Source organism: Anaerotignum sp. MSJ-24 (assembly GCF_018918145.1).
Classification (GTDB): Bacteria; Bacillota; Clostridia; order Lachnospirales; family Anaerotignaceae; genus Metalachnospira.
The window spans coordinates 168,880-193,655 of record NZ_JAHLPX010000007.1; the positions used below are offsets into that span (position 1 = coordinate 168,880).

At 38.8% G+C, this 24,776-nt stretch carries 26 protein-coding genes and 3 tRNA genes; 26 read left to right on the plus strand and 3 right to left on the minus strand.

Annotated features, from left to right (window positions below; translation table 11 throughout):
- The first annotated feature begins 24 nt into the window (after nucleotides 1–24).
- The 6 genes from KQI66_RS07035 (at nucleotide 25) to KQI66_RS07060 (ending at nucleotide 7,237) form a co-directional block, all read left to right on the plus strand.
- On the plus strand, nucleotides 25–1,890 hold the full coding sequence (locus tag KQI66_RS07035; protein WP_216428071.1) for a TIGR03960 family B12-binding radical SAM protein: 1,866 nt from the start codon (nucleotides 25–27) through the stop codon (nucleotides 1,888–1,890).
- Nucleotides 1,862–2,584: a TIGR03936 family radical SAM-associated protein gene (locus KQI66_RS07040; protein WP_216428074.1), complete on the plus strand. Its 723-nt coding sequence runs from the start codon at nucleotides 1,862–1,864 to the stop codon at nucleotides 2,582–2,584. Before KQI66_RS07035 ends, KQI66_RS07040 begins: the two co-directional genes overlap by 29 nt.
- Nucleotides 2,581–3,801 carry an Rne/Rng family ribonuclease gene (locus tag KQI66_RS07045; protein WP_216428076.1) on the plus strand — a complete coding sequence of 407 codons (1,221 nt, stop codon included), beginning with the start codon at nucleotides 2,581–2,583 and terminating at the stop codon, nucleotides 3,799–3,801. Before KQI66_RS07040 ends, KQI66_RS07045 begins: the two co-directional genes overlap by 4 nt.
- 167 nt (nucleotides 3,802–3,968) lie before the next feature.
- The gene (gene rny / locus KQI66_RS07050; protein ID WP_330655066.1) at nucleotides 3,969–5,519 is read left to right on the plus strand and encodes a ribonuclease Y; all 1,551 of its coding nucleotides are present in this window, start codon (nucleotides 3,969–3,971) and stop codon (nucleotides 5,517–5,519) included.
- A 271-nt stretch (nucleotides 5,520–5,790) separates the two neighbouring features.
- Nucleotides 5,791–6,552 (plus strand): nuclease-related domain-containing protein, encoded by a 762-nt coding sequence (locus KQI66_RS11295; RefSeq protein ID WP_330655067.1) that lies wholly within the window; start codon nucleotides 5,791–5,793, stop codon nucleotides 6,550–6,552.
- Nucleotides 6,553–6,769: 217 nt separating this feature from the next.
- Nucleotides 6,770–7,237: a VOC family protein gene (locus KQI66_RS07060; RefSeq protein ID WP_216428078.1), complete on the plus strand. Its 468-nt coding sequence runs from the start codon at nucleotides 6,770–6,772 to the stop codon at nucleotides 7,235–7,237.
- A gap of 127 nt (nucleotides 7,238–7,364) precedes the next feature.
- On the opposite strand, the gene KQI66_RS07065 is transcribed toward KQI66_RS07060, so the two are convergent.
- Entirely contained in the window at nucleotides 7,365–7,526 is a 162-nt protein-coding gene (locus KQI66_RS07065; protein ID WP_216428080.1) for a DUF1540 domain-containing protein, read from the minus strand.
- 109 nt (nucleotides 7,527–7,635) lie between these two features.
- Between KQI66_RS07065 and KQI66_RS07070 the strand changes: the two genes are divergently transcribed.
- The 6 genes from KQI66_RS07070 (at nucleotide 7,636) to xerD (ending at nucleotide 13,510) form a co-directional block, all read left to right on the plus strand.
- Nucleotides 7,636–8,562 (plus strand): dipeptidase, encoded by a 927-nt coding sequence (locus KQI66_RS07070; RefSeq protein ID WP_216428081.1) that lies wholly within the window; start codon nucleotides 7,636–7,638, stop codon nucleotides 8,560–8,562.
- 115 nt (nucleotides 8,563–8,677) lie between these two features.
- The gene (locus KQI66_RS07075; protein WP_216428084.1) at nucleotides 8,678–9,874 is read left to right on the plus strand and encodes a pyridoxal phosphate-dependent aminotransferase; all 1,197 of its coding nucleotides are present in this window, start codon (nucleotides 8,678–8,680) and stop codon (nucleotides 9,872–9,874) included.
- Between the two features lie 30 nt (nucleotides 9,875–9,904).
- A complete protein-coding gene (asnS, locus tag KQI66_RS07080) occupies nucleotides 9,905–11,299 on the plus strand; it encodes an asparagine--tRNA ligase (protein WP_216428085.1) in 1,395 nt (464 codons plus the stop codon).
- Nucleotides 11,300–11,319: 20 nt separating this feature from the next.
- The gene (locus KQI66_RS07085) at nucleotides 11,320–11,856 is read left to right on the plus strand and encodes an NUDIX hydrolase (RefSeq protein ID WP_216428087.1); all 537 of its coding nucleotides are present in this window, start codon (nucleotides 11,320–11,322) and stop codon (nucleotides 11,854–11,856) included.
- Nucleotides 11,857–11,921: 65 nt separating this feature from the next.
- The gene (locus KQI66_RS07090; RefSeq protein WP_216428089.1) at nucleotides 11,922–12,470 is read left to right on the plus strand and encodes a stage II sporulation protein M; all 549 of its coding nucleotides are present in this window, start codon (nucleotides 11,922–11,924) and stop codon (nucleotides 12,468–12,470) included.
- A 155-nt stretch (nucleotides 12,471–12,625) separates the two neighbouring features.
- Nucleotides 12,626–13,510 carry a site-specific tyrosine recombinase XerD gene (gene xerD, locus KQI66_RS07095; RefSeq protein ID WP_216428091.1) on the plus strand — a complete coding sequence of 295 codons (885 nt, stop codon included), beginning with the start codon at nucleotides 12,626–12,628 and terminating at the stop codon, nucleotides 13,508–13,510.
- Nucleotides 13,511–13,551: 41 nt separating this feature from the next.
- Here xerD and gltA read toward each other — a convergent pair whose 3' ends face one another.
- On the minus strand, nucleotides 13,552–14,937 hold the full coding sequence (gene gltA / locus KQI66_RS07100; RefSeq protein WP_216428094.1) for an NADPH-dependent glutamate synthase: 1,386 nt from the start codon (nucleotides 14,935–14,937) through the stop codon (nucleotides 13,552–13,554).
- A 13-nt stretch (nucleotides 14,938–14,950) separates the two neighbouring features.
- Complete coding sequence (locus tag KQI66_RS07105; protein WP_216428095.1) at nucleotides 14,951–15,805, minus strand: sulfide/dihydroorotate dehydrogenase-like FAD/NAD-binding protein; 855 nt, start codon at nucleotides 15,803–15,805, stop codon at nucleotides 14,951–14,953.
- Nucleotides 15,806–16,061: 256 nt separating this feature from the next.
- Here KQI66_RS07105 and mazG point away from each other — a divergent pair, with 256 nt between their 5' ends.
- The 14 genes from mazG (at nucleotide 16,062) to larA (KQI66_RS07175) (ending at nucleotide 24,740) form a co-directional block, all read left to right on the plus strand.
- A complete protein-coding gene (gene mazG, locus KQI66_RS07110; protein ID WP_216428097.1) occupies nucleotides 16,062–16,880 on the plus strand; it encodes a nucleoside triphosphate pyrophosphohydrolase in 819 nt (272 codons plus the stop codon).
- Nucleotides 16,881–16,919: 39 nt separating this feature from the next.
- Nucleotides 16,920–17,195 (plus strand): HU family DNA-binding protein, encoded by a 276-nt coding sequence (locus tag KQI66_RS07115; RefSeq protein WP_216428099.1) that lies wholly within the window; start codon nucleotides 16,920–16,922, stop codon nucleotides 17,193–17,195.
- A 65-nt stretch (nucleotides 17,196–17,260) separates the two neighbouring features.
- Nucleotides 17,261–17,503, plus strand: coding sequence for an RNA-binding S4 domain-containing protein (locus tag KQI66_RS07120; protein ID WP_216428101.1), 243 nt, complete (start codon nucleotides 17,261–17,263; stop codon nucleotides 17,501–17,503).
- Between the two features lie 92 nt (nucleotides 17,504–17,595).
- Nucleotides 17,596–17,904 (plus strand): sporulation protein YabP, encoded by a 309-nt coding sequence (gene yabP, locus KQI66_RS07125; RefSeq protein ID WP_330655069.1) that lies wholly within the window; start codon nucleotides 17,596–17,598, stop codon nucleotides 17,902–17,904.
- Nucleotides 17,905–17,915: 11 nt separating this feature from the next.
- Entirely contained in the window at nucleotides 17,916–18,482 is a 567-nt protein-coding gene (gene yabQ / locus KQI66_RS07130) for a spore cortex biosynthesis protein YabQ (protein ID WP_216428104.1), read from the plus strand.
- Nucleotides 18,457–18,753, plus strand: a complete 297-nt coding sequence (locus tag KQI66_RS07135) for an FtsB family cell division protein (protein ID WP_216428106.1) — start codon at nucleotides 18,457–18,459, stop codon at nucleotides 18,751–18,753. The genes yabQ and KQI66_RS07135 overlap by 26 nt, the downstream gene beginning before the upstream one ends.
- Nucleotides 18,754–18,847: 94 nt before the next feature.
- Nucleotides 18,848–18,921, plus strand: a tRNA-Met gene (locus KQI66_RS07140).
- A gap of 6 nt (nucleotides 18,922–18,927) precedes the next feature.
- Nucleotides 18,928–18,999, plus strand: a tRNA-Glu gene (locus KQI66_RS07145).
- A 21-nt stretch (nucleotides 19,000–19,020) separates the two neighbouring features.
- Nucleotides 19,021–19,093: transfer RNA gene (locus KQI66_RS07150), tRNA-Val, on the plus strand.
- A gap of 114 nt (nucleotides 19,094–19,207) precedes the next feature.
- Entirely contained in the window at nucleotides 19,208–19,633 is a 426-nt protein-coding gene (locus KQI66_RS07155; protein WP_216428108.1) for a DUF3842 family protein, read from the plus strand.
- 38 nt (nucleotides 19,634–19,671) lie between these two features.
- Nucleotides 19,672–20,202 carry a phosphatase PAP2 family protein gene (locus tag KQI66_RS07160; RefSeq protein WP_305832499.1) on the plus strand — a complete coding sequence of 177 codons (531 nt, stop codon included), beginning with the start codon at nucleotides 19,672–19,674 and terminating at the stop codon, nucleotides 20,200–20,202.
- Nucleotides 20,203–20,326: 124 nt separating this feature from the next.
- Nucleotides 20,327–21,709 carry an MATE family efflux transporter gene (locus tag KQI66_RS07165; protein WP_330655071.1) on the plus strand — a complete coding sequence of 461 codons (1,383 nt, stop codon included), beginning with the start codon at nucleotides 20,327–20,329 and terminating at the stop codon, nucleotides 21,707–21,709.
- A gap of 183 nt (nucleotides 21,710–21,892) precedes the next feature.
- Nucleotides 21,893–23,191 carry a nickel-dependent lactate racemase gene (larA, locus tag KQI66_RS07170; protein WP_216428112.1) on the plus strand — a complete coding sequence of 433 codons (1,299 nt, stop codon included), beginning with the start codon at nucleotides 21,893–21,895 and terminating at the stop codon, nucleotides 23,189–23,191.
- A gap of 247 nt (nucleotides 23,192–23,438) precedes the next feature.
- Nucleotides 23,439–24,740, plus strand: coding sequence for a nickel-dependent lactate racemase (larA, locus tag KQI66_RS07175; RefSeq protein ID WP_216428114.1), 1,302 nt, complete (start codon nucleotides 23,439–23,441; stop codon nucleotides 24,738–24,740).
- The last annotated feature ends 36 nt before the right edge of the window (nucleotides 24,741–24,776 follow it).

Sequence of the window (24,776 nt, forward strand, 5' to 3'; positions counted from 1 at the left end):
TTTTGAAGATATATGGAGGATACAATGGATAAGGTTTTTATACCGGACGAAATATTATTGCAGGTGGACAAGCCTGCCAGATATACAGGTAATGAATTAAATATGGTTAAGAAAAATCCCGAAGACGTGGACATAAGATTTGCTTTCTGCTTTCCTGATGTTTATGAGGTAGGCATGTCCTGTCTTGGGCTTCAGATATTATATTTCTTTTTGAACAGACGAGAGGATACCTACTGCGAGAGAGCATTTGCTCCATGGACGGACATGGAGGCGGCAATGCGTGAGCATAATATACCGCTTTACACATTGGAAACTTTTACTCCGCTTAAGGAATTTGATTTTGTCGCATTCACTCTCCAGTATGAAATGTGTTATACAAACCTCATAAATATGCTGGATATGTCGGGAATACCCATATATGCCAAGGACAGAACAGAGGACGACCCGATTATACTCTGCGGCGGCTCATGTGCATATAATCCCGAACCGCTTGCGGATTTTGTGGATTTCTTCTATCTCGGTGAAGGCGAGGTGGAGTACGACCATATTCTTGACGAATATAAGGAGCATAAGAAAAACGGCGGAACAAGAGATGAATTTCTCTATAAGCTGCTTGAAATTCCCGGTATGTATGTACCGAAGTTTTATGATGTGGAATATAACGAGGACGGTACAATAAAGAGCTTTAAACCCAATACAGAGAAAGCACCGAAAACGATACGCAAGGTAGTTATTACTGAAATGGACAAGGTATTTTATCCGGAAAAAATGCTTGTGCCGCTTATCGAAACAGTGCATGACAGAGTTACGCTTGAACTTTTCAGAGGCTGTATAAGAGGCTGCCGTTTCTGTCAGGCAGGCTTTGTATACAGACCTGTACGTGAGAAAAATTATGATACGCTTATAAAACAGGCCCATTCGCTTATTGATGCGTCTGGCGACGACGAAATTTCTCTTGTGTCGCTCAGTACAAGTGATTATACCTGCTTCAATGACCTTGCCAACGGACTTCTTGACGATTTTGCAAAGGATAAGGTAAATATATCACTTCCTTCATTGAGAATAGATGCGTTTTCTCTCGACCTTATGCAGAAAATACAGGAGGTCAGAAAAAGCTCGCTCACGTTTGCGGCTGAGGCAGGAACACAGCGTTTAAGAAACGTAATAAACAAAAATCTTACAGAAGATGATATTCTTAACGGCTGTGCATTGGCGTTTTCCGGTTCATGGGAGAGAGTTAAGCTTTATTTTATGATCGGTCTGCCGACCGAAACGGAGGAAGACTTAATCGGAATAGCCGATTTAAGTGCCAAGGTTGTAGATAAATATTATGAAATACCGAGAGAGAAAAAGCCAAGACCTGTTAATGTTGTTGCCAGCAGCTCATGCTTTGTTCCTAAGCCTTTTACACCGTTCCAGTGGGACGCACAGGACACATATCAGGAGTTTGCCGAAAAAGCAAAAATAGTTAAATCGCATATAGCAAGAAAACAGATTAAATATAATTACCATGATGCAAAATTGAGCTCGCTTGAAGGCGTTATGGCAAGAGGCGACAGAAAGGTTTCCGCCGCTATTTACAGAGCATGGGAAAAAGGCTGTCGTTTCGATTCATGGACAGAAGAATTTAAGTTCAAGGAATGGATGGAGTCTTTTGAAGAAACAGGCGTAAATCCTGCGTTCTATGCAAACAGAAAACGTGAGTTTGATGAGATTCTTCCTTGGGACCATATTTCTGTCGGCGTTACAAAGGCGTTTATGATAAATGAAAGAAAAAAGGCTGAAATGGCGATAACAACGCCTAACTGTCGTGAAGAATGTTCACATTGCGGTGCAGCTTCGTTCGGAGGAGGTGTCTGCTTTGAATCAGCCAAAAAAAATAAGGTTTAAGTACAGAATTAAATATACAAAAGGGCCGGAGCTTAGGTTTGTCAGCCACCTTGACATAATGAGGGTGTTTCAGCGTGCAGTGAAAAGAGCCAAACTTCCTATTGAATATTCGCATGGCTTTAATCCGCACCAGATTATGTCCTTTGCAAATCCGCTTTCGCTTGGAATGACAAGCATAGGTGAATACTGCGATGTGGAATTTACAACAGGTGTTGATACAAAGGAGATAAAGGACAGACTTAATGCGGTTATGAATGACGGCATTGACATCGTTAATGTAACAAAAATGGCACAGGACGCCGGAAACGCAATGGCAAGCATTTCGGCCTGTGAATACGAAATATACTTCAATGAGCTGATGGATAAAGAAACTGTCGGAAAATATGCAGAGGCTTTCTTTAACCAAAAGGAAATTATAACGATGAAGAAAACCAAAAATAATTATAAGGAAACGGATATACGTCCGGATATTTTTGAGCTTAAGGATATTTCCGACGATGAATGCGGAAAGCTTATGGTTGTTCTTGCGGCAGGAAGCATACGCTCGTTGAGAGCAGACCTTGTTGCGGAAAATTTCTGTAGGTTTGCCGGCGTTGAATTTAATAAATACAAAGTCAGATACAGAAGAAATGATATGTATCGTGAGCTTGACGGAAAGCTCAGACCGCTTGATGAGGAAGTGGATATACGATGAACCGTATACTTGTGGACGAAACGTCCTATGGCACACGTATCGGTGTGGTTGAAAACGGAACTCTTGTTGAGCTCATATACGAAAAGAAAAATTCTCTTCCGATTGTCGGAAATGTATATGCCGGAAAGATAATGAATGTTCTTCCCGGTATGCAGGCATGCTTTGTTGATATTGGCAGAGAAAAAAATGCTTTTCTTTATTACGGCGACGATAAAGACAATAACGGAAACATAGTAAAGCCGAAAATGGGCAGTGATGTTATTGTACAGGTGGAAAAGGCGGAAATGGGTGCAAAGGGAGCTGTTCTTACAAAAAGAATATCCTTTGCCGGAAAATTTCTCGTGGTCATTCCCGGTGACGATAAAATCGGAATTTCCAAAAAAATAACAGACAGTGTCGAAAGAAAAAGAATAAAGGATATAATTGAACAGCTTTTGCCGGAAAACTACGGAATTATCGTAAGAACCGAAGGCAAGGACAAATCCTATGAAATCTACGAAAAAGAAATAAAAAGACTTGTAGAGAAAAGCGAAGGAGTTCTTTCCAAAGCGGAATATGCAAAAGCACCGAGCCTTCTTTATACCGAAATAAACGGAGTGGAAAAGGTTTTAAGAGATTTATATAATGAAAACATTGATGAAATTGTTGTCAACAGCTGTATAGATTATGAAACGCTTATAAAGCTTTGTGAAGAAAAGGATATATCGCCGAAAAAAATAGTCATGTATGAAAGTGATGTGCCTATGTTTGAAAACTATTATGTTGCTTCACAGGCGAAAGCGGCGTTCAGCAAGCATGTATGGCTTAAAAGCGGCGGCTTTATTATAATAGAACAGACAGAGGCTTGTGTTGTTATAGACGTCAATACGGGAAAATATACCGGCAAAGCAGACCTTCAGAAAACTATATTAAAGACTAATCTTGAGGCTGCGGATGAGATAGCACGACAGCTGAGATTAAGAAACCTTAACGGCATGATAATAGTCGATTTTATAGACATGAAAACAGAGGAAAACCGCAAAATTCTTCAAAAGCATCTTGAAGAGGCGGTCGCTAAGGACAGACTCCAGACAATAGTTGTCGGCATGACCGAGCTTGGTCTTATGCAGATAACACGAAAGAAAAAAAGACAGTCTATACAGCAGCTTATGACACGAAGCTGTCATTGCTGCGGCGGCAGCGGCAGAGAACCGATTTACGAAGATTTTAAAGGCTGAAATGTGTCACAAACATTACCATGTAACTACAATCTGACTTGACATTAATTGCTGTTGGTTATACAATTAAATAGATGTGTATAATTCACATTTATGAACTTTAAACAATCATTTATGCACGCCTAACGGCGGATTAACTAACGAACTTTGAAAATTTAAAACAGGGGGTGGTTACAATAGGACCGATACAAACCATTATTGCTATTGTAATAAGTGTCATTATTGGTGCTGTTATTGGTTTCTGCTATCGAAAACAAATTGCTGAAGCTAAAATTGGTGTTGCCGAAAAGAGAGCAACTGATATAGTAGAGGATGCAAAGAAGGAAGCGGAGGCCAAAAAGAAGGAAATTCTTCTTGAGGCAAAGGAAGAAAGCATAAAAACAAAGAATGACCTTGAAAAAGAAGCAAGAGAAAGAAGAAATGAATTAGCAAGAACAGAAAGAAGACTTGTCCAGAAGGAAGAAACTCTCGACAGAAAGGCAGATGCCTACGAAAAGAGAGAAGAACAGATGACAAGAAAACTTGAAGAGCTTGATAAACAGAAGCTTGAGGTTGAAGAACTTCATCAGAAAGAGCTTCAGGAGCTTGAAAGGATTTCTGGCTTTACATCAGAAGAAGCAAAGAATTATCTGCTTGCAATGGTGGAAAATGACGTTAAACATGATACTATCGTAATGATTAAAGAGGCAGAGGCTAAGGCTAAGCATGAGGCTGATAAGAGAAGCCGTGATATTATTGCAAATGCCATTCAGCGTTGTGCCGTTGACCATGTTGCGGAAACTACGGTGTCTGTTGTTCAGCTTCCTAATGATGAGATGAAGGGACGTATTATCGGACGAGAAGGCAGAAATATCCGTGCACTTGAAACACTTACGGGTGTTGACCTTATTATCGACGATACTCCCGAAGCAGTTATTCTTTCCGGTTTTGATCCTATCAGAAGAGAAATCGCAAGAATAGCACTTGAAAAGCTTATTGTTGACGGACGAGTTCATCCGTCAAGAATTGAAGAAATGGTTGAAAAAGCCAAAAAAGAAGTAGAGGTTATTATAAGAGATGAAGGTGAGGCGGCTACACTTGAAACAGGTGTAAACGGACTTCATCCCGAGCTTATAAGACTTCTCGGTAAACTTAAATACAGAACAAGTTATGGACAGAATGTACTTAAGCATTCTATTGAGGTTGCTCAGATCACAGGTCTTATGGCCGCAGAGCTTGGTGTGGATTCAACAATAGCCAAAAGAGCAGGTCTTCTCCATGATATAGGCAAGAGCGTTGACCACGAGATGGAAGGTTCTCATGTAAGCATAGGTGTCGGGCTTTGCAGAAAATACAAAGAATCAGCCATTGTTATCAATGCTGTTGAGGCACATCATGGTGATGTTGAGCCGCAGAGCATTATTGCGGTGCTTGTTCAGGCAGCCGATGCAATATCGGCAGCAAGACCGGGCGCAAGACGCGAAACACTTGAGTCGTATGTTAAACGACTTGAAAAGCTTGAGGAAATTGCCGACAGCTTTAAGGGTGTTGAAAAGTCATTCGCAATTCAGGCCGGAAGAGAGTTACGTATTATGGTAATTCCGGAGGATATTAATGACGAAGGACTTCCTCTTCTTGCAAGAGAAGTCGCTAAGAAAATTGAGGACGAGCTTGAGTATCCCGGACAGATTAAGGTAAGTCTTATCAGGGAAACCAGAGCAACAGATTATGCTAAATGATTGAGAAAAGAACGGCGTATCCGAAAGGATACGCCTTTTTGTTATATTGTATTCCTTAAATCAAAAAACAAATGTTGTATTAATTGTAAAAAATATATAAATATGTTATTATGATTAAAACCAATTAATTTGAAACGGAGAAATGAATATGTATTTAATGTGCTTGCTGCCATTGGGAGCTTTACTGATTTTAATATTAATTTATGCAGTTAAAAACCGGCAATACAAAAATACAGATTATTATGCCCAGACAAAGAAATCATATTTCAGTGTGCTGAACGATAAAGGAAGCTTAGGAGAATATTATACATATAAATACCTCAAAGACTTAGGCGGCTATAAAAAGTATCTTTTTAACTGCTATGTACCGAAAGAAAACGAAGAAACAACAGAGATAGATGTTATTCTTCTGCATGAATCCGGCATATATGTGTTTGAATCAAAAAATTACAGTGGTTGGATTTTCGGAAATGAAACGCAGAAATATTGGACGCAGACATTGCCGAGCGGTAAAGGAAAATCCCAAAAGGTTAAATTTTTTAATCCGATTATGCAGAATAATCTTCATATCAGATGGCTTAAAAAGCTTACCGATGATGAAACACTTCCGTTCTATTCGTATATTGTGTTCAGTGACAGATGTGAATTAAAAAATATTGATTTATCAAGTGATGACAAGCATGTAATAAAACGATATGATATACTTTCGGAAGTAAATAAGAATGTTAAAAATGTCGGAACAAAATTAACGAATGAAAAGATTGATGAGCTGTATAATACTCTTTATCCGTTGACACAGGCTGATGCCGAACAAAAATTAAAGCATATTGAAGATATTAAGAAAAAATATGATATTCAGGAAAATAAACCGGAAACTGTTGCAGAAGAGAACAAGACTGAGGAAAAAGGAAAATTATGCCCTAAATGCGGTGGCAGGCTTGTTTTAAGGACAACGAAGAATGGAGAACACAAAGGTGAAAAATTCTGGGGCTGTTCAAACTTTCCTAAATGCAGATATATCGAGAAAATATAATTTAAGCCTATTAAAAATATATAAGTGTTGCAATTTGTCTACAAAATAAATGTTTTATCAAAATATAATGAATTAACAGTTGAAAAAGTAATATGCTTTATGTTATTATGTATACGCTGTACGATTTTAGATACATAATTAAATTCCAGCACATTATTTATGTGTCTTGAAAAATATACAGAAAATATATTTTAATTAAGTTATGGAGGAAATCAAAATGGCAGCAGGAACAGGTATATTTGCAGACACAGGAATCGGCAAACACATTATCAGACTTCATCATACGGGAATCGTTCTTCCCAATGAGGAGAAGGCAAGACATTTCATGGGACTTTTCGGTCTTCAGGAAGACTATGAAGGACATGTAAATGCTTATGATTCAAACCTTATTTTTACAAAGCATGATGCAACAGTAGGAGCTTATGAGTTTATTCTTCCTTTATCAGGAGTTTTAACAGAGTACAATAAGGGTAAGGGCGGTATTGCTCACGTTGCTTTCGAGGTTGACGATATTGAAGCATGTTCTGAAGAGCTTAAGGCTATGGGTATGGAAATGCTTGAGGCTAAGGCAGTTGAAGGTACAGAAGAAATTATCGTAAACTTTATTCGTCCTAAATACACAGACGGTATTCTTGTTGAGCTTATCCAGACAATCGGACCTATCAACTACGATTATAAATTCTGAGATTTATAAAAATACTGAGTTTTAATGAAAATGCTTCAATGGCGAAGAAAACCGTTGGAGCATTTTTGTTTTAAATATGTATCTGGAAAGCGGAATGTTCCGCTTTCCGTTTACCGATTAAATACTGTTAAAGAGCCTCAAAGCTCATGCAGTCTGTCTGGCTTTTTTCTGTTGCATTGACTACGTTTTCACCGACAACTATATCTGAAAGAGTACAATGTCTTTCTTTATCGTGGTGACGACATGATTTTACTGTACATTTGATTTCCTGAGATTTAGGTGCACTCATTTTAACATCTCCCATTAATATAATTTGAGAAAAGTCTTTTACTTAACTCGAAATTTAGTATGGCTCAAAATTAAATTAATATACTTAAATAAAAAATTGTGGTGATAATATGATAAAATATGCTGACTGGCATTGTGATACGGCATCTTCGATTTATGAAACAGGAGAACATATTTCCGACAGTAATACGCATATAAATCTTAAACTGCTTAAAAACTTTGATTCTCCGGTACAGATTTTTGCCGTATGGCTGAGAAAAGAATATTATAACGATGCGTTCAACAAAACAGTTGAAATTATAAATAATTTTAAAAATGAAATAAAATCAAATATGGACAGCATTTCGCTTGTAAAAAGCTATAAGGATATTGTGAACAATAAAGGAAGGGTATCGGCTATGCTTTCAATAGAAGGCTGTGAAGCACTCGAAGGCAGTATAGAAAAGCTGGATATGCTATATGATATGGGTGTAAGATTGGCTACGCTTACATGGAATTATAAAAACTGCGTTGCAACCGGAGTTATGGAAAGTAATCTCGGAGGCGGTCTTACGGAATTCGGCAGAAAAGCTGTAAGACACATGGAAGATAAGGGAATAATAATTGATGTTTCCCATATATCGGACGAAGGCTTTTATTCTGTTGCGGAATTCACTGAAAAACCGTTCATTGCAAGCCATTCTAATTGCCGAAGTATTTGCAAAGCACCGAGAAATCTTACCGATGAACAGATAAGACTGATTGGAGAAAGAAAAGGCATAATCGGACTTAATATGTGTCAGTCTTTTTTGAATGACAGCGGGAAAGCGTCTGTTGACGATGTTATAAAGCATACGGAGCATATGCTCGGAATATGCGGTGAAAACAGTATTTGCCTTGGCTGTGATTTTGATGGAATACCGTCAACGCCGGAGGGTATGGATGATGTGACATATATTAAATCTCTTTATGACCGATTTGAAACGGAATTTGGAAAAGATACAGCATATAAGGTTGTATATGGAAATTTTATTGATTTTATAAAAGACAAAATATGAGAACGCCTTATATTTATTGATAATTTATGCACAATTTATGCACCTTTAAGCTTGCTTTTATAGGGGCGATAGTATAAAATTTAGTTCAGGAAACAATATAGGAGGAACACATAAGATGAAATTATCTGAAAAAGCACTTGGCATTAAGCCATCATCAACATTGTCAATTACAGAAAAAGCAGGAGTGCTCAGAGGAGAAGGTAAAGATGTAATCAGCTTCAGCGTTGGCGAGCCGGATTTCGATACACCGGATCATATTAAAAAGGCTGCTATCGATGCTATCAACGAAGGCTTTACAAAATACACTCCGGCTGCCGGAACAGTAGAGCTCAGAAAAGCTGTTGCAAAAAAACTTAAGGAAGATAACGGACTTGATTATGACTATACACAGATTGTTATTTCAAACGGTGCTAAGCATTCGCTTGTAAATGCACTTATGGCTATTGTAAATCCGGGCGATGAGGTTATTATTCCTGCACCCTTCTGGCTCAGCTATGCCGAAATGGTGCGTATTGCAGGAGGTACTCCGGTAATAGCTTATACAAAGGCAGAAAATAATTTTGAGCTTTCAAGAGAAATTCTTGAATCTGCATATACCGATAAAACAAAGGCAGTTATCGTTACAACACCCAGCAACCCGACAGGTATGGTTTTAACAGAAAAATGTCTCAGAGAGATTGCCGATTTTGCTGTTGAAAAGGATATAATAGTAATTGCCGATGAAATATATGAAAAGCTTATCTATTCAAAAGACAAAAAGCATATAAGCATTGCGTCATTCGGAAAAGAAATTTATGAAAGAACAATTACCGTAAACGGTGTTTCAAAAAGCTATGCCATGACAGGCTGGAGAATAGGATATACAGCGTCTTCAAAACAGATTGCAAAGCTTATGGCAAGCATGCAGTCACATATGACTTCAAATCCAAACTCAATAGCACAGATGGCTGCCCTTGCGGCAATCGAAGGACCTCAGGATTGTGTTGAGGATATGAGAGAAAAGTTTGAAGAACGTCGTGATTATATATATGACAGAGTCGCTAAAATGCCTTATCTCAAAACACTTAAGCCGGAAGGTGCATTTTATCTTTTTGTTGATTTTTCAGGAACATACGGAAAGAAATACAATGATACTGTACTTGAATCAGCTGCACAGATTGGAGCACTTCTTCTTGACGAAGAGCTTATTGCGGTCGTTCCTTGTGCAGACTTCGGTATGCCTGATTATATAAGATTTTCATATGCAACATCAAATGAAAATATTAAAAAAGGTATGGACAGACTTGAAGATTTTATTTCAAAACTTAAATAATTACCATAGATATTAACGGAGGAACAACAGATGAAACTTACAAGAGTTAAAGAATTATTCCGCAATACAGATGAATTTGCCGGAAAAACAGTTGAAGTAGGCGGCTGGATTAGAACACTCCGCTCATCAAAGGCATTCGGCTTTATTGAGCTTAACGATGGTTCATTTTTCAAAAGCGTACAGGTTGTTTTTGAGGACGGAAAAATAGATAATTATGCAGAAATCTCCAAGCTTGGTGTTGGTGCGGCAGTTATCGTAAAAGGTAACCTTGTGCTTACTCCCGAAGCAAAACAGCCTTTTGAGATTAAAGCAGAAGAAATCGTTGTTGAAGGAACAACAACACCTGATTATCCTTTACAGAAGAAAAAACATTCATTTGAATTTTTAAGAAGCATTGCATATCTCAGACCGAGAACAAACACATTTGCAGCTACATTCAGAGTGAGAAGCCTTGCGGCATATGCAATTCATCAGTTCTTCCAGGACAGAGGCTTTGTATATGTTCATACACCTATCATCACAGGAAGTGACTGCGAAGGTGCAGGAGAAATGTTCCAGGTAACAACACTTGATTTGTCAAATCCTCCGCTTAACGAGGACGGAACAGTTGATTACACAAAGGACTTTTTCGGAAAACAGGCTAACCTTACGGTAAGCGGACAGCTCTCAGCTGAAACATATGCACTCGCTTTCAGAGATGTTTATACATTCGGACCTACATTCAGAGCCGAAAATTCAAACACTACAAGACATGCGGCAGAGTTCTGGATGATTGAGCCTGAAATCGCATTTGCCGACCTTGAGGACGATATGGAGCTTGCAGAGGATATGCTTAAGTATGTAATCAACTATGTACTTGAAAACGCTCCCGAAGAAATGCAGTTCTTCAATTCATTCATTGACAAGGGACTTATTGAAAGACTTGAAAATATCGTAAATTCAGACTTCGGCAGAGTATCATATACAGAGGCTATCGAGCTTCTTAAGAAAGCCGGAAATAAATTCGATTATCCTGTTGAATGGGGCTGTGACCTTCAGACAGAACATGAAAGATACCTTACAGAGGAGATATTCAAGAAGCCTGTATTTGTAACAGACTATCCTAAGGACATTAAGGCATTCTATATGCGTCTTAATGACGACGGAAAGACAGTTGCCGCAACAGACTGCCTTGTTCCCGGTATTGGTGAAATTATCGGCGGAAGCCAGAGAGAGGAAAGACTTGACGTTCTTGAAAACAGAATGGCAGAGCTCGGACTTAAGCAGGAGGATTACTGGTGGTATCTTAACCTCCGTAAATACGGCGGAACACGTCATGCCGGATTCGGTCTTGGCTTTGAAAGACTTATTATGTATATAACAGGTATGTCAAACATCAGAGACGTTATCCCTTATCCCAGAACAGTACGCAACGCAGAATTCTAAACCGATTAAGGAGATATATAATGGATTATGAGGTTATAAAAAGCGATGAGGTATACGAGGGCAAAATTCTTACTGTTTATAAAGATGAAATAACAATGCCGGAAGGAAAGACAGCCACAAGAGAGGTTGTTGTAAAAAACAATGCGTCTGCTATTGTGCCTGTCGATAAAGACGGAAATATTATTTTTGTAAGACAGTACAGACATCCTGCAAAGGATATGGTTCTTGAAATACCTGCCGGAACATTTGAGGACGGCGAAGATCCTTATGATTGTGCAATGCGTGAGCTTGAGGAAGAGATAGGCTATAAGGCTGACGGACTGACATATGTAAACTGGTCATACGTATCTGTCGGCGTATGCTCCGAGAAAGTATATATCTATATTGCCGAAAATCTTAAGGAAGGCAAACAAAATCTTGATGAGGACGAATTTATCGAGATTGAACGCTATCCACTTGAAGAGGCAATTAAAATGGTGTTTGACGGTACAATAACCGATTTAAAGACAATGCTTGGTATACTTGCCTATAACGAGCTTGTCGTAAAAAGAAAATGATTATAAAGAATAGCATATTAACCGATGTCATATAGTTTATTAAAATTATGACAGGCGGTGGTGTTATGAGAAGAAAAAATAAGAGCAGATTACAGATAACGATAGCGATTGTCTGTATCTGCTTTTTTATTGGCGTATTGACCGGTGCTTTATCCGAAAGAGAAATAAATTCATACCAATGCACCGCTCTTACCGATTACAGCAGTAATTATATTGGTAATGCAAGATCCTTCGGCGAGCTTTTTATAAAGCACGGAAAATACATATTGTCTATGTGGCTTTGTGGCTTTATTATGCCCGGAGCGGTTATTATATTGATTATTATATTTGTTTCGGGCATATTTTATGGTTTTTCATCAGCATTTATGTCTGGACAATACGGAGTTATGTACGCCATTGAAAAGCTGATGCCGTATAATATGCTGCTTATTCCCGTTTATATATTTACGGCTGTTTGGACAATACTATATGTTTTGAGAAGATACAGTAATTACGGCCCTAAAAGCCGTATAAGGCGAGAAAGAAGAAAGCATATGTCAGAACATGCAGTGATATTATTTTTGTGTCTTGCACTGAATGCGGCTGTATGTGCCATAGAAAATATAATGCACTAAATTTTTTATAAATGTGGAGATTAATAATATAAAAAACTGTAAATTATGGTGCTGATGTGGTGATTTGTATAATAAATATATCGACTTTTGGAGAAAAAGAGAATATAATGGTTATGTCGTAATTTAAACGTGTCAACACATTGGGGGAATATTCGGTGGATACACATATTATTGGTTTTGAAAATTATATGACGGATAAAAAATCTGCATCTGATAATACGGTTTCGTCCTATAAAAGCGATATAAGTCATTTTATAAGATTTATTCAGGAGTCCGGAATAGATGATGTGAGATTGATAAATAAAACCAATGTGATGGCATACATATATGATTTGCAGAAAAAAGACCGTTCAAGAGCAACAATTTCGAGAAATGCCGCTGCGTTGCGTGTGTATTTCGGATATTTGAATTATGAAGGGATAATAAAGGACAACCCGGCAGAAGATATTGAAACGCCGAAGGTAGTTAAGAAAATGCCGCCGGTTCTTTCGCTTAAAGAAGTGGAAAAGCTGCTTGCACAGCCGGATACCGAGGATTCCAAAGGCATAAGGGACAAGGCTATGCTTGAAGTGCTGTATGCAACGGGAATGCGTGTAACTGAGCTTATAACGCTGAAAACAAGCGATGTGAATATTGATATGGAATTTCTTATATGCCGTTCGGATAAGAAATCAAGGCTTATTCCGCTCGGTTCAAAGGCGATAGACGCACTTAAGGCATACATGAATGATGTCCGAAAGAATATGATTAAAAATGAAGACGAAACAATGCTTTTTGTAAACTGCTTCGGAAATCCCATGACACGACAGGGTTTTTGGAAAATAATAAAGGAATATGCAAGCAAGGCGGAAATAAAAACGACAATAACACCGCATGTTTTAAGACATTCCTTTGCATTCCATCTTATTGAAAACGGTGCCGACCTTGAATCGGTACAGGAAATGATGGGACATTCGGATATAGCGACTACGCAGATGTACGCAAAAATAAATAAATCAAAGCTTAAAGAGGTTTATAACAAAACACATCCGAGAGCATAAAAGGCGAGATCATATTGACCTCGCCTTTTTGTATATCCGGATTATTTTAAATATTCATCAATAGCTGCTGCGGCTTTTTTGCCTGCACCCATTGCAAGAATAACCGTTGCGGCACCTGTTACGGCATCACCGCCGGCATAAATGCCGTCACGGCTTGTCTGCATTGTGTCTTCGTTTACAACAAGACAGCCATGTCTGTTTACCTCGATACCGGGTGTTGTTGTTCTGATAAGAGGATTGGGTGATGTACCGAGAGCCATGATTACTGTATCAACGTCAAGCTCAAATTCACTGCCCTTGATTTCGATAGGTCTGCGTCTGCCGGAAGCATCGGGCTCACCGAGCTCCATTTTGATACATTCCATGGATTTAACCGCACCTGTACCGTCGTTATTGATTTTTACAGGATTGTTAAGAAGAAGGAATTCAATGCCTTCTTCCTTTGCATGATGGATTTCTTCGTTTCTTGCAGGCATTTCTTCTTCGGAACGTCTGTAAACAACGTATACATGCTCTGCACCGAGTCTTTTTGCACATCTTGCGGCGTCCATGGCAACATTACCGCCTCCGACAACTGCAACGCTTCTGCTGTGCTTGATAGGTGTATCATATTCTTTTCTGTAAGCCTTCATAAGGTTGATTCTTGTGAGGTATTCGTTTGCCGAATAAACACCGGAAAGATCCTCGCCTTCGATACCCATGAATGAAGGAAGGCCTGCACCTGTTCCGATAAATACGGCATTGAAGCCCATATCGTTGATAAGCTCGTCGATTGTGAGAACACGGCCGATAACCATGTCTGTTTCAACCTTAACGCCACGGGCAATAAGTCCGTTTACTTCGTTCTGAACGATTTCCTTGGGAAGTCTGAATTCGGGAATACCGTATACAAGAACGCCTCCCGCAACATGGAATGCTTCGAAAACAGTTACCTCATAGCCTTTTTTTGCAAGATCGCTTGCACAAGTGAGGCTTGAAGGACCTGAGCCGACAACAGCCACCTTTTTGCCGTTTAATTCGGGCTTTTCAACTTCTTCCTTTACGTTGTTTCTGTACCAGTCGGCAACGAAACGCTCAAGACGGCCGATACCAACGGGTTCGCCTTTGATACCTCTTACGCAGTGCATTTCGCACTGTGATTCCTGAGGACATACACGTCCGCTGATTGCCGGAAGAGAGTTTGTTTCGGCAATAATTTTGTATGCGGCTTTAAAATCGCCTTCCGCAACCTTTGAAATAAACTGCGGAATATGAATGTTTACGGGACAGCCGGAAACACAGGGCATATTTTTGCAGTTAAGGCAGCGTGCAGCTTCGTTTAATGCCATTTCTTCGGTATATCCGAGAGTTACCTCTTCAAAATTTTTATTTCTTACGTCCGGTGCCTGTTCGGGCATAGGAGTTTTTGTCATAGTCATGTTTGCCATTTTTAGGTCCTCCTTACTTAATAAGCTCATTTGCAAGCTGTGTCATTCTGCAAATATGAGTTTTCTTGTTTTCTTCTTCCTGAGCTTTGTATGCAGCGTTTCTGTTCATAAGCTCATCGTAATTAACAAGATGTCCGTCAAAGTCGGGACCGTCTACACAAGCAAATTTGATTTCTCCGCCGACCGATACACGACAGCCGCCGCACATTCCTGTACCGTCAACCATAATAGAGTTGAGGCTTACGATAGTTTTGATACCGTAGGGCTTTGTTGTAAGAGAAACAAATTTCATCATAGGAACGGGACCTATGGCGATTACTGCATCATAGTTGTTTCCGGCGTCGATAAGAGATTTAAGTTTGTCTGTTACAAAGCCTTTTTCTCCGCAAGAACCGTCGTCTGTTACAAGATAGTAATTTGTGCTGTTTGCACGCATTTCGTCCTCAAGAATGATAAGATCCTTTGTACGGAAACCGGAAATTACGTCTACCTGACAGCCTGCCTTGAAAAGTGACTTTGCCTGAGGAAAAGCGATTGCGTTTCCTACACCGCCACCGATAACGGCAACCTTCTTAAAGCCTTCTGTTTCTGTCGGAACACCGAGAGGTCCTACAAAGTCAAGAATGCATTCGCCTTCGTTTTTCTGACCGAGAAGTTCTGTTGAAAGACCAACCTTCTGGAAAATAATTGTTACTGTTCCTTTTTTGCTGTCCGAATCAGCGATTGTAAGCGGAATTCTTTCGCCTTCTTCATCAACTCTGAAAATAATAAACTGTCCTGCTTTTGCTTTTTTGGCAATAAGAGGAGCTTCGATTTCCATGAGAGTTACTGAAGGATTAAGCTCTTTTTTTCTGACAATTTTAAACATATTAAAAACCTTCCCCTGAATTTAGATATTGTAAGTTCAATTTTTCATAATAAATTTAATTATACTATATTGAATTTAATATAGCAATAATACAGAAACAGATAAATTTCGGCAGTATTTACGGTATTTTATGTACATTCGTTAAGCAAAGTGACTTCTTTGAACGATATTATATAAATTCTGCTGGCTAAAATGCCTTTCTATATTGTAAAATACACACCTCTTTTGCTATAATATGCAAAAGAGGTGAAAAAATATGGAGAAAAATAAATATGATTTTAATGACCTTATTAAAATTATGAGTATTCTCAGAGGTGAGAACGGCTGTCCTTGGGACAGGGCACAGACCTATGAATCCATGAAAAAATATATGCTTGAGGAAACCTATGAAGCAATTCAGGCGATTGAAGATAAAGACAGCAAAGAAATGTGTGAAGAATTCGGTGATGTCCTTCTCCAGGTTGTATTTCAGTCAAGAATAGCGAAAGAGGACGGACTTTTCGATATAAACGATGTTACAGACGGAATATGCAGAAAAATGATAAAAAGACATCCACATATTTTCGGCGGTGAAAATTCCGGAGATTATAAAAATCTGACGGCTGATGATAACAGTGCTTTCCTCGGAAAATGGGAAGACAACAAGAAAAACGAAAAGGGCTATGAAACCCAGACCGATGTGCTTAAAGCCATACCAAAGGCACTCCCGGCACTTATGAGAGCCGACAAGGTGGTGTTTAAAGCAGAAAATGCCGGCGTTTCTTATGACGAAATATTTAAGAACGATAAAGTGTATGATGCCATTGAAAACGAAATCGGAAAACTGAAAAATCTTTCAGAGGAGGAAATAAGTGATATTATAGGCGATTTTATATTGAAAGTGGTGTGTATTTCACGAAAAAATCAAATTAATACAGAGTTTTCCTTGACAAAAGCTATAGAAAAGTTTATAAATAAGTTTGAGTATATTGAATCATCGGCTGCAAACAACGGTTTACGACTGAAAGATATTACGGCTACGGAAAAAATAAGATTATGGCAGGAAGCCGATAATTCAGCTGCGGATGAAAAATGAAACATAAGTACTTATCAGTAAAATCGAGGAGGAAAAATAATGAATAAGACAGAGTTAGTTGCTGCTATTGCAGAAAAAGCTGACATGAGCAAGAAAGATGCTGAAAAGGCATTAAAGGCTTTTGAAGAAGTAGTTACAGAAGAACTTACAAATAACGGAAAGGTTCAGCTTGTTGGTTTCGGTACATTTGATGTTGCTGAAAGAGCAGCTCGTGAAGGACGTAATCCTCAGACAGGCGAGCCCATGCCTATTGCAGCTTCAAAGGCTCCCAGATTTAAAGCAGGCAAGGCTTTAAAGGATGCAATTAACGCTTAATTATTAATGATTTTTAGGGCTGTCTGTTTTTCAGACAGCTCTTTTTAAATATGTGAGGTGAAATTATGCGTCTTGACAAATATCTTAAGGTTTCACGAATAATAAAGAGAAGAACCGTTGCCAACGATGCCTGTGACGCCGGAAGAGTTACCGTAAACGGAAAGGTTGCGAAGGCAGGAACAGAAGTAAAAATCGGCGATGTAATCGAAATAAAATTCGGAAACAACACAACTAAGGTTGAGGTTTTGGCGATAAGCGAAACACAGAAAAAAGAAGAAGCGGCTTCTATGTACAAAAGTGTGCAGTAATTCGGAAAATATTTAGAATATCCCCTTGGATAACCATATATATTTATTATATGGAAGGCTTTGGGGATTTTTTTATTATGGGAGGTCGGACTGTGGGCGAAACTGGAAGAGAGTTTTCGGAAAAAAGACAGAAGGAATATTCAAGACACAGAATAGTTATTGATGAAAGAGAGAGAATGTCGGTTACCGGAGTTACGGAGGTTGTGTCCTTTGATGAAGAAAGCATTACGGCCGATACGGATATGGGAATGCTGATAATACGCGGAAATGATTTACATATAAGCAAGCTTAATCTTGATGAAGGCATATTGCAGACCGAAGGAGAAATAGAGAGCATTGAATATACCGACGGAGACATATCTGACAGAGGCGGTATGTTTTTCAGAAAAATATTCCGATAGGAGCGAGAAAAGTGATACTATCCATTGAATTTCAGGCAGAGCTTTTCAGAGATATGTTTTTAATCGGAGTAATTTGCGGTTTTGTTTACGATCTTATAAGGCTGTTGAGAGCCAATATAAAACACAACAGATGGATTATGTGTATTGAAGATGTTTTTTACTGGGCAGGAGTGATAATGTCGGCATATATGTTTATGCTCAGCGAAAACAGCGGACAAGTGAGAATATTTGTTATGCTTGCATTTTTCGGCGGCATGCTGCTTTACGGAGCTGTTATAAGCCGGTATGTATTTAATACAATGCTGTTTATGACGGATAAGATAAAGAAAGCCGTAAAGCTGATAATTAAAATCACTTTTTATCCCGCAAATCTGCTTGCAGGGGCTATATGGCACATAATAGGCAAACCGGTTTTAAAAACAGGAAATATTTTAAAAATCAGAGTCAAAAAACTGTTGCATTTAGGCGGTGTTTATGCCAAAATGAGTAAAAGAAGTCTGAAAAGACAATTTGGCTTTATAAAGCGTTCAAATAAAAAAAGAGGTACTGAATATGGCAAAAGAAAAAAAGAAAAGTAAAAGAGCCTTATCAGGAAAAGTTATGGCTGTTGTATTGACGGTTTTTTCTGTTTTTGTGGCAGTCAATCTTATATGGCAGCTTAATACATATGCTCAGCTCAAGGTGGACAAAGAAAAGCTTGAGGCTGAAATTGCGGAAGAAAATAAAAAGAAACAGGAATATACTAACCAAATGGAATATTACACAACAGATGAGTATATAGAAAAGATTGCCCGTGAACAATTAGGGCTTGTTATGCCGGATGAAATAGTTTTTAAAATAAATAATTAATTTTTTGAAAAAAACTGTTGACAAAGAATATATTCATGTGTATAATAATCATTGTGTCAGTGATCAGGAAACAAAAAACTGAAGACACGAATATGGCGGAGTAGCTCAGTTGGCTAGAGCACGCGGTTCATACCCGCGGTGTCGAGGGTTCGAATCCCCCCTCCGCTATTTTTTGGCCGGTTGGTCAAGCGGTTAAGACGCGGCCCTCTCACGGCTGAAACAAGGGTTCGATTCCCTTACCGGTCAGCTTTGTAATATTTAAAATTTGGGAGTTTAGCTCAGCTGGGAGAGCATCTGCCTTACAAGCAGAGGGTCACAGGTTCGAGCCCTGTAACTCCCATTTTTTTATGTATAAATACCGTATAGATTTTTTCAGGAAGCCATTGGTTAAAAATTTTTACTTATAGGCTTCCTTTATTACTATTATATTATTTTTTGAACAGGAGATATTATTATGGTTATAATGGTTGTAGACGGACAGGGCGGAGGAATAGGAAAGGCACTTATCGAAAGATTAAAAAACGCAGTTGGTGCAGAGCATGAGCTTATTGCCGTAGGCACAAACGCAATGGCAACGATGGGCATGATGAAGGGTGGAGCAAAAAATATTGCAACCGGAGAAAATGCCGTTATATACAATGCAAAGAGAGCAGATATTATTGTCGGAAGTATCGGAATAATTTCTGCAAATGCTATGCTTGGAGAGCTTTCGCCGGCAATGGCTGCAGCCATTGGAGAGAGCGATGCGGTAAAAATACTTATACCGCTTAACAGATGCGGCTTGAGAGTTGCCGGAGTTGCGACAGACTCACTTCCTGCAATGATGGATGATGCAGTAAGAATGGTTGTGGATTACATAAACAAAAATTCTGAAAATTAATATTTATTTTTAAGATGTTTCCGATTGGAGTGACATATATGGAATACATTCTTACATTGGATAATAAAGTAATACGTTTTATAAACAAAAATATGAGAAGTCCGCTGTTGGATAAGATAATGAGATTTGTTACAAGGCTCGGAAACGGCGGCTTTGTCTGGATAACATTGGCTGTATCGCTTATTCTTATGGGCGGAGAGCGAAAAAAGATGGGTTGGTTTATGCTTGGTTCACTCGGCATAGAGTCGGCGGCGTGCAATCTGGTTATAAAACCGGTTGTCGGAAGAGTTCGTCCCTTTGATGAGCATAATATGGAGATAACAATAAATAAACCAAAGGATTATTCTTTTCCGTCAGGACATACTGCGGCTTCGTTTGCGGCTGCCGTTTCGTATTATCTGTCGGACAGAAAACATGGAAAAGCGGCTATTGCCGGAGCAATAGCAATGGGATTTTCAAGAATATATTTACTGGTTCATTATCCGACTGATGTTATATGCGGTGCTATTCTTGGTATTGTATCCGCATTGTCTGTTCATGAAATATATAAAAAGAAAAGCTCAAAATAATTTAAACAATAAAACCGAAGTTAGGTGTTTTCGCCGTGAAAACTGCTTCAATACTTTGGTTTTTTTATGTCCTAATATAATGTAGCTATTTTTATTACGTTGATGTTTACAAGGAGATAAAATGATGGAAAATATGGTTAAAAACGAAAATCCGATGGGATATGAACCGATAGGCAAGCTGTTAAGAAAATTTGCGATACCGTCGATAATTGCCATGCTGGTAAACTCTATATATAACATTGTTGACCAGATATTCATAGGACAGGGTGTAGGTTATCTCGGAAATGCCGCAACAACCGTTGCACTGCCTATATCAAACATAACTCTTGCGGTTGCAATGCTGATTGGTGTAGGCGGAAATGCTTTTGCGGCGATAAAGCTCGGTGAAAAAAGAAAGGATATTGCAGATCGGGTAATAGGAACTGTATTCCTTATGCTCGGTCTTGTAGGTGTTATTATGGCGATACTTACGATTGTTTTTTTAACGCCGCTGCTTAATGTATTCGGTGCAACACCCAATAACTTTCAGTATGCCTATGATTATTCTTCTATAATTGCAATCGGTATGCCGTTTGTCCTTATCGGCGTTGGCGGTTCAAATTTTGCAAGAACAGACGGAAGCCCTAAAATGTCAATGTTCAGTATGCTTATCGGAGCCATTATAAATACAATACTGGATCCTACATTTATATTTATTTTTAAATGGGGAGTAAAGGGTGCGGCTGTTGCCACTATATTGGGACAGATTGCATCGGCAATAATAATAACAAGGTATTTTGTAAAGAAGGGTAATATGCGTCTTAAAAAGGAAAATATACGCATAAATCCGGAACTGATTAAATACTCTGTTGCACTCGGAACATCAAGCTGCATAACACAGGTATCTGCCGTAGTCCTTCAGATTATACTGAATAATTCCCTTGTAAAATACGGAGATATGACCGAAATAGGCGGCGATGTTGCATTAAGTGCAATGGGCGTTGTGCTTAAGGTCAGCATGATACTTCTTGCAATAAATATCGGCATTGGCACAGGTGCACAGCCTATATTCGGATATAACAGAGGTGCAAGAAATTATGAAAGAATTAAAAAGACGTATATTACTGCCGCAGCTGCTTCAACTATTGTATCGGTAATCGGCTGGATTGCATGTATAGCTTTTCCGGGAGCTATTATATCGATATTCGGAAATGACAATGCGATGTTTACACATTTTGGAATACGTTGTCTGAGAATATATATGTTCGGAATATTTACATCCGGCTTTCAGATGATAACAACAACATACTTCCAGGCTACCGGACAGGCAATGAAAGCATCTATACTTTCTATGCTCAGACAGATGATTCTGCTCATACCGTTTGTTATAATACTTCCCTTATTTATGGGACTTGACGGCATTTTGTATGCTGGACCGTCGGCGGATTTTCTTGCCGCATTTATTATATTATGCTTTACAATAAAAGAGATGAAACGGCTTAATGCGGAGATTGAAGCGGCAAAATAAAGTATTTATTTTGCTTGTGTAAAAGTACACAATTTTTTTGCTATATATAAAATATTCTATACATAATCATTACAATTAATATTTAGGGGTATTGCATTTTGAATATAATAATGCTACTATATTATTGGCTTTAATATAAGCTGATGGGGATATTATAGATTTTTTACAAGGAGGATATATATTATGGCAAATTTCAGTTTTAAGTACGGCGACGGACATATGGATTTCTCTTATCCCGATGAAGACATCATAAGAGTTATTGAGCCCGCTCACGTTCCTGTACCCGAAGGAACAGACGAAGAAAAGGTTCTTGCTGCTATTGAAAATCCTATCGGATGTGGCAAGCTTGAAGAAATCGTAAAACCTACTGATACAGTTTGTATTCTTGTACCCGATATGACAAGACAGTGGGGCAAACCCGAAGTTGAAGTAAAGGTTCTTGTTAAGAAGCTTGAAGAAATCGGTGTTAAAGATGAAAACATGCTTATCATCTCTGCAACAGGAACACATAGAGATCAGACACCCGAAGAGCATGAAATTCTCGTAAGCCCTGAAGTATATGCTAAGATTAAAGTTGTTGACCATAACTGCGACGATAACCTCGTTAAGGTTGGTACATCATCAAGAGGAAATGATATTTGGGTAAACAAAACAGCTATGAGCTATGACAAGAAGATTGTTTGTGGCGCAACTGTATTCCATTTCCTTGCAGGCTTCGGCGGATCAAGAAAATACGTTCTTCCCGGTATCGCAGGCCGTGACACAATCATGAGCAACCATTCACAGTACTTCAATCCCGGCGGAGTTGGAAGCGGAAGAAACCCTCTTGTTGCTCCCGGTAGCTATGAAGACAGCCCTGTAAGTAAAGAAATGTTTGAAGCAGCTGAATTCGCAGGAATCGACTTCGTTATCACAAACGTAATCGCTCCCGACAAATCAATCGGCTTCTGCTACGCAGGTGACCTTCATAAGAGCCATGAAGCAGCTGTTGCTAAATGCCGTGAATTCGACGGTGTTACAGTAGATGAGCTTGCTGATATGACAATCACATGTGCTATGGGTTACCCTAAGGACATCAACCTCTATCAGACAGGTTCAAAACCTATCAACAACGGTATCGGTACAGTTAAACCTAAAGACGGTGTATTCATCGTTGTATCAGAGTGCCGTGAAGGCTGGGGTAGTGCAGACACAGAAAGAATGGCAACAGAGTTTGATAATGCTTATGATCGTGAAGTTTACACAAGAGAGCATTACACAATCGGTCTTAACGTTGCTTACTTCATCTTCCAGTATGCTGAGGACTATCACTTCATTCTTGTTTCATCAATGGATCCCGAACTCTTCAAGAAGACAAAGATTCATCCCGTTAAGACAATCGATGAAGCTATCGAATTAGGTAAGAAGCTTTGTGGCAAAGAGCACCCCAGAACATACATTATGCCTTACGGTGCTAACACATGTGCTACATTAAAGAAGTAATTTAACTGAATTACATATAAAAAATGAGAACCGCTCTTTTTAGGGCGGTTCTTTTGGTATTTACGGCATTTTTTGAAAAAATTCACAGATAACTTGATATTTTTAACTTGAAATGGTATCATAAGTATAAATTATAGTTGAATATATGTGTACTATATGGTAAAATTCACGTATTATTTAATTTAATGTAAATGAACTAATCGGTATGAAACCGATAAAATAATTATTTCAAAGGAGGAATATTTTAATGGCAAAATATACTTTTAAGTATGGTAACGGAACTCGTGAATTCGAGTATCCTGAGGAAGATGTAATAAAGGTACTTGAGCCTTCGGTTGTTGAACTTCCCCATAAATCTGAAGAAGAAATCATCAGAGATGCTATCGAAAATCCCATCGGTTCACCTAAGCTTGAAGAAATCGTTAAACCCGGACAGAGTGTATGTATCGTTGTTCCCGACGTTACAAGAGCATGGGCAAGACCGGCTATCATCTGTCATGTACTTGTTGAAAAGCTCGAAAAGATCGGTGTTAAAGATGAAGACATCATCTTCCTTTCAGCTGTAGGTACACACAGACTTCAGGAAGAAGTTGATTTCGAAAACCTTATCGGTAAGGACTTCTGTGCAAGATTCAAACACATCAATAACCATGCCGATAACGAAGATGAATTCGTTGTTACTGGTACATCAACAAGAGGAAATGTAATGGAATGCAATAAGTTTGCTATGGAATGTGACCATAGAATTCTTGTTGGCGGTATCGTATTCCACTTCCTTGCAGGCTTCGGCGGCGGCAGAAAAACAATTCTTCCCGGTATTTCAAGCAGAAAGACAATCAACTTCAACCATAAGCTTTATTTCAAACCCGGCCCGGCAGGCAGCGGTGCTGTTGAAACATGTGCTAACGGCGTAATGGAAGGCAACCCTGTACATGAGGATATGATTGAAGCAGCTAAGTTTGCTAAGGTTTCATTCATTGTAAACTCAGTTGTTGACAGTTCAAACAAGATTGCTCAGTGCTTTGCAGGTGATGTATTTGCAGCTCATAAAGCAGGTACAGACCTTGTTAAGAAGATTGACGGTGTTAAAATTGACCAGAAGGCTGACCTTGTTATCGCATCAGCTTGCGGATATCCTAAAGACATCAACTACTATCAGGGAGTTAAACCTGTATTCAATGCAGTAGGTGCTATCAAACCCGGTGAAGGTGTTCTTATCCTTGTTTCTCAGTGCTCAGAAGGCTGGGGAAATCCCGATACAGAAAAATTCGCATTCGAATTTGATAACATGCTTGACAGAGAAGTATTCCTCAGAGAAAACTATGGCATCGGTAGATATGTTGGTTTCCGTCTTTTCGAGGTAGCTACACAGATTCACTATATCCTTGTTTCGGATATGGATCCCGATCAGTTTGTTAAGACAGATGTTATCGCTGTTAAGACAATCGAAGAGGCTATTGCAAAGGCTAAGGAAATTACAGGTAAGGACAGATTATCTACATACATCATGCCTTACGCAGCTAACACAATGGCAAGTATGGACATCTAATTTAGAACTTTAAGAACATAAAAATAAGAGGATTGT

Excerpts from the sequence above, each read along its gene's own strand:
- KQI66_RS07160 (WP_305832499.1), top strand. The coding sequence starts at position 19,672 with ATGGAATACATTCTTACATTGGATAATAAAGTAATACGTTTTATAAAC.
- KQI66_RS07105 (WP_216428095.1), bottom strand. The coding sequence starts at position 15,805 with ATGTTTAAAATTGTCAGAAAAAAAGAGCTTAATCCTTCAGTAACTCTC.
- KQI66_RS07075 (WP_216428084.1), top strand. The coding sequence starts at position 8,678 with ATGAAATTATCTGAAAAAGCACTTGGCATTAAGCCATCATCAACATTG.
- KQI66_RS07060 (WP_216428078.1), top strand. The coding sequence starts at position 6,770 with ATGGCAGCAGGAACAGGTATATTTGCAGACACAGGAATCGGCAAACAC.
- mazG (WP_216428097.1), top strand. The coding sequence starts at position 16,062 with ATGGAGAAAAATAAATATGATTTTAATGACCTTATTAAAATTATGAGT.
- KQI66_RS07085 (WP_216428087.1), top strand. The coding sequence starts at position 11,320 with ATGGATTATGAGGTTATAAAAAGCGATGAGGTATACGAGGGCAAAATT.
- KQI66_RS07045 (WP_216428076.1), top strand. The coding sequence starts at position 2,581 with ATGAACCGTATACTTGTGGACGAAACGTCCTATGGCACACGTATCGGT.
- larA (WP_216428114.1), top strand. The coding sequence starts at position 23,439 with ATGGCAAAATATACTTTTAAGTATGGTAACGGAACTCGTGAATTCGAG.
- KQI66_RS07090 (WP_216428089.1), top strand. The coding sequence starts at position 11,922 with ATGAGAAGAAAAAATAAGAGCAGATTACAGATAACGATAGCGATTGTC.
- KQI66_RS07120 (WP_216428101.1), top strand. The coding sequence starts at position 17,261 with ATGCGTCTTGACAAATATCTTAAGGTTTCACGAATAATAAAGAGAAGA.
- larA (WP_216428112.1), top strand. The coding sequence starts at position 21,893 with ATGGCAAATTTCAGTTTTAAGTACGGCGACGGACATATGGATTTCTCT.
- KQI66_RS07135 (WP_216428106.1), top strand. The coding sequence starts at position 18,457 with ATGGCAAAAGAAAAAAAGAAAAGTAAAAGAGCCTTATCAGGAAAAGTT.
- KQI66_RS07065 (WP_216428080.1), bottom strand. The coding sequence starts at position 7,526 with ATGAGTGCACCTAAATCTCAGGAAATCAAATGTACAGTAAAATCATGT.
- KQI66_RS07070 (WP_216428081.1), top strand. The coding sequence starts at position 7,636 with ATGATAAAATATGCTGACTGGCATTGTGATACGGCATCTTCGATTTAT.
- KQI66_RS07035 (WP_216428071.1), top strand. The coding sequence starts at position 25 with ATGGATAAGGTTTTTATACCGGACGAAATATTATTGCAGGTGGACAAG.
- KQI66_RS07115 (WP_216428099.1), top strand. The coding sequence starts at position 16,920 with ATGAATAAGACAGAGTTAGTTGCTGCTATTGCAGAAAAAGCTGACATG.
- KQI66_RS07165 (WP_330655071.1), top strand. The coding sequence starts at position 20,327 with ATGGAAAATATGGTTAAAAACGAAAATCCGATGGGATATGAACCGATA.
- gltA (WP_216428094.1), bottom strand. The coding sequence starts at position 14,937 with ATGGCAAACATGACTATGACAAAAACTCCTATGCCCGAACAGGCACCG.
- asnS (WP_216428085.1), top strand. The coding sequence starts at position 9,905 with ATGAAACTTACAAGAGTTAAAGAATTATTCCGCAATACAGATGAATTT.
- KQI66_RS07155 (WP_216428108.1), top strand. The coding sequence starts at position 19,208 with ATGGTTATAATGGTTGTAGACGGACAGGGCGGAGGAATAGGAAAGGCA.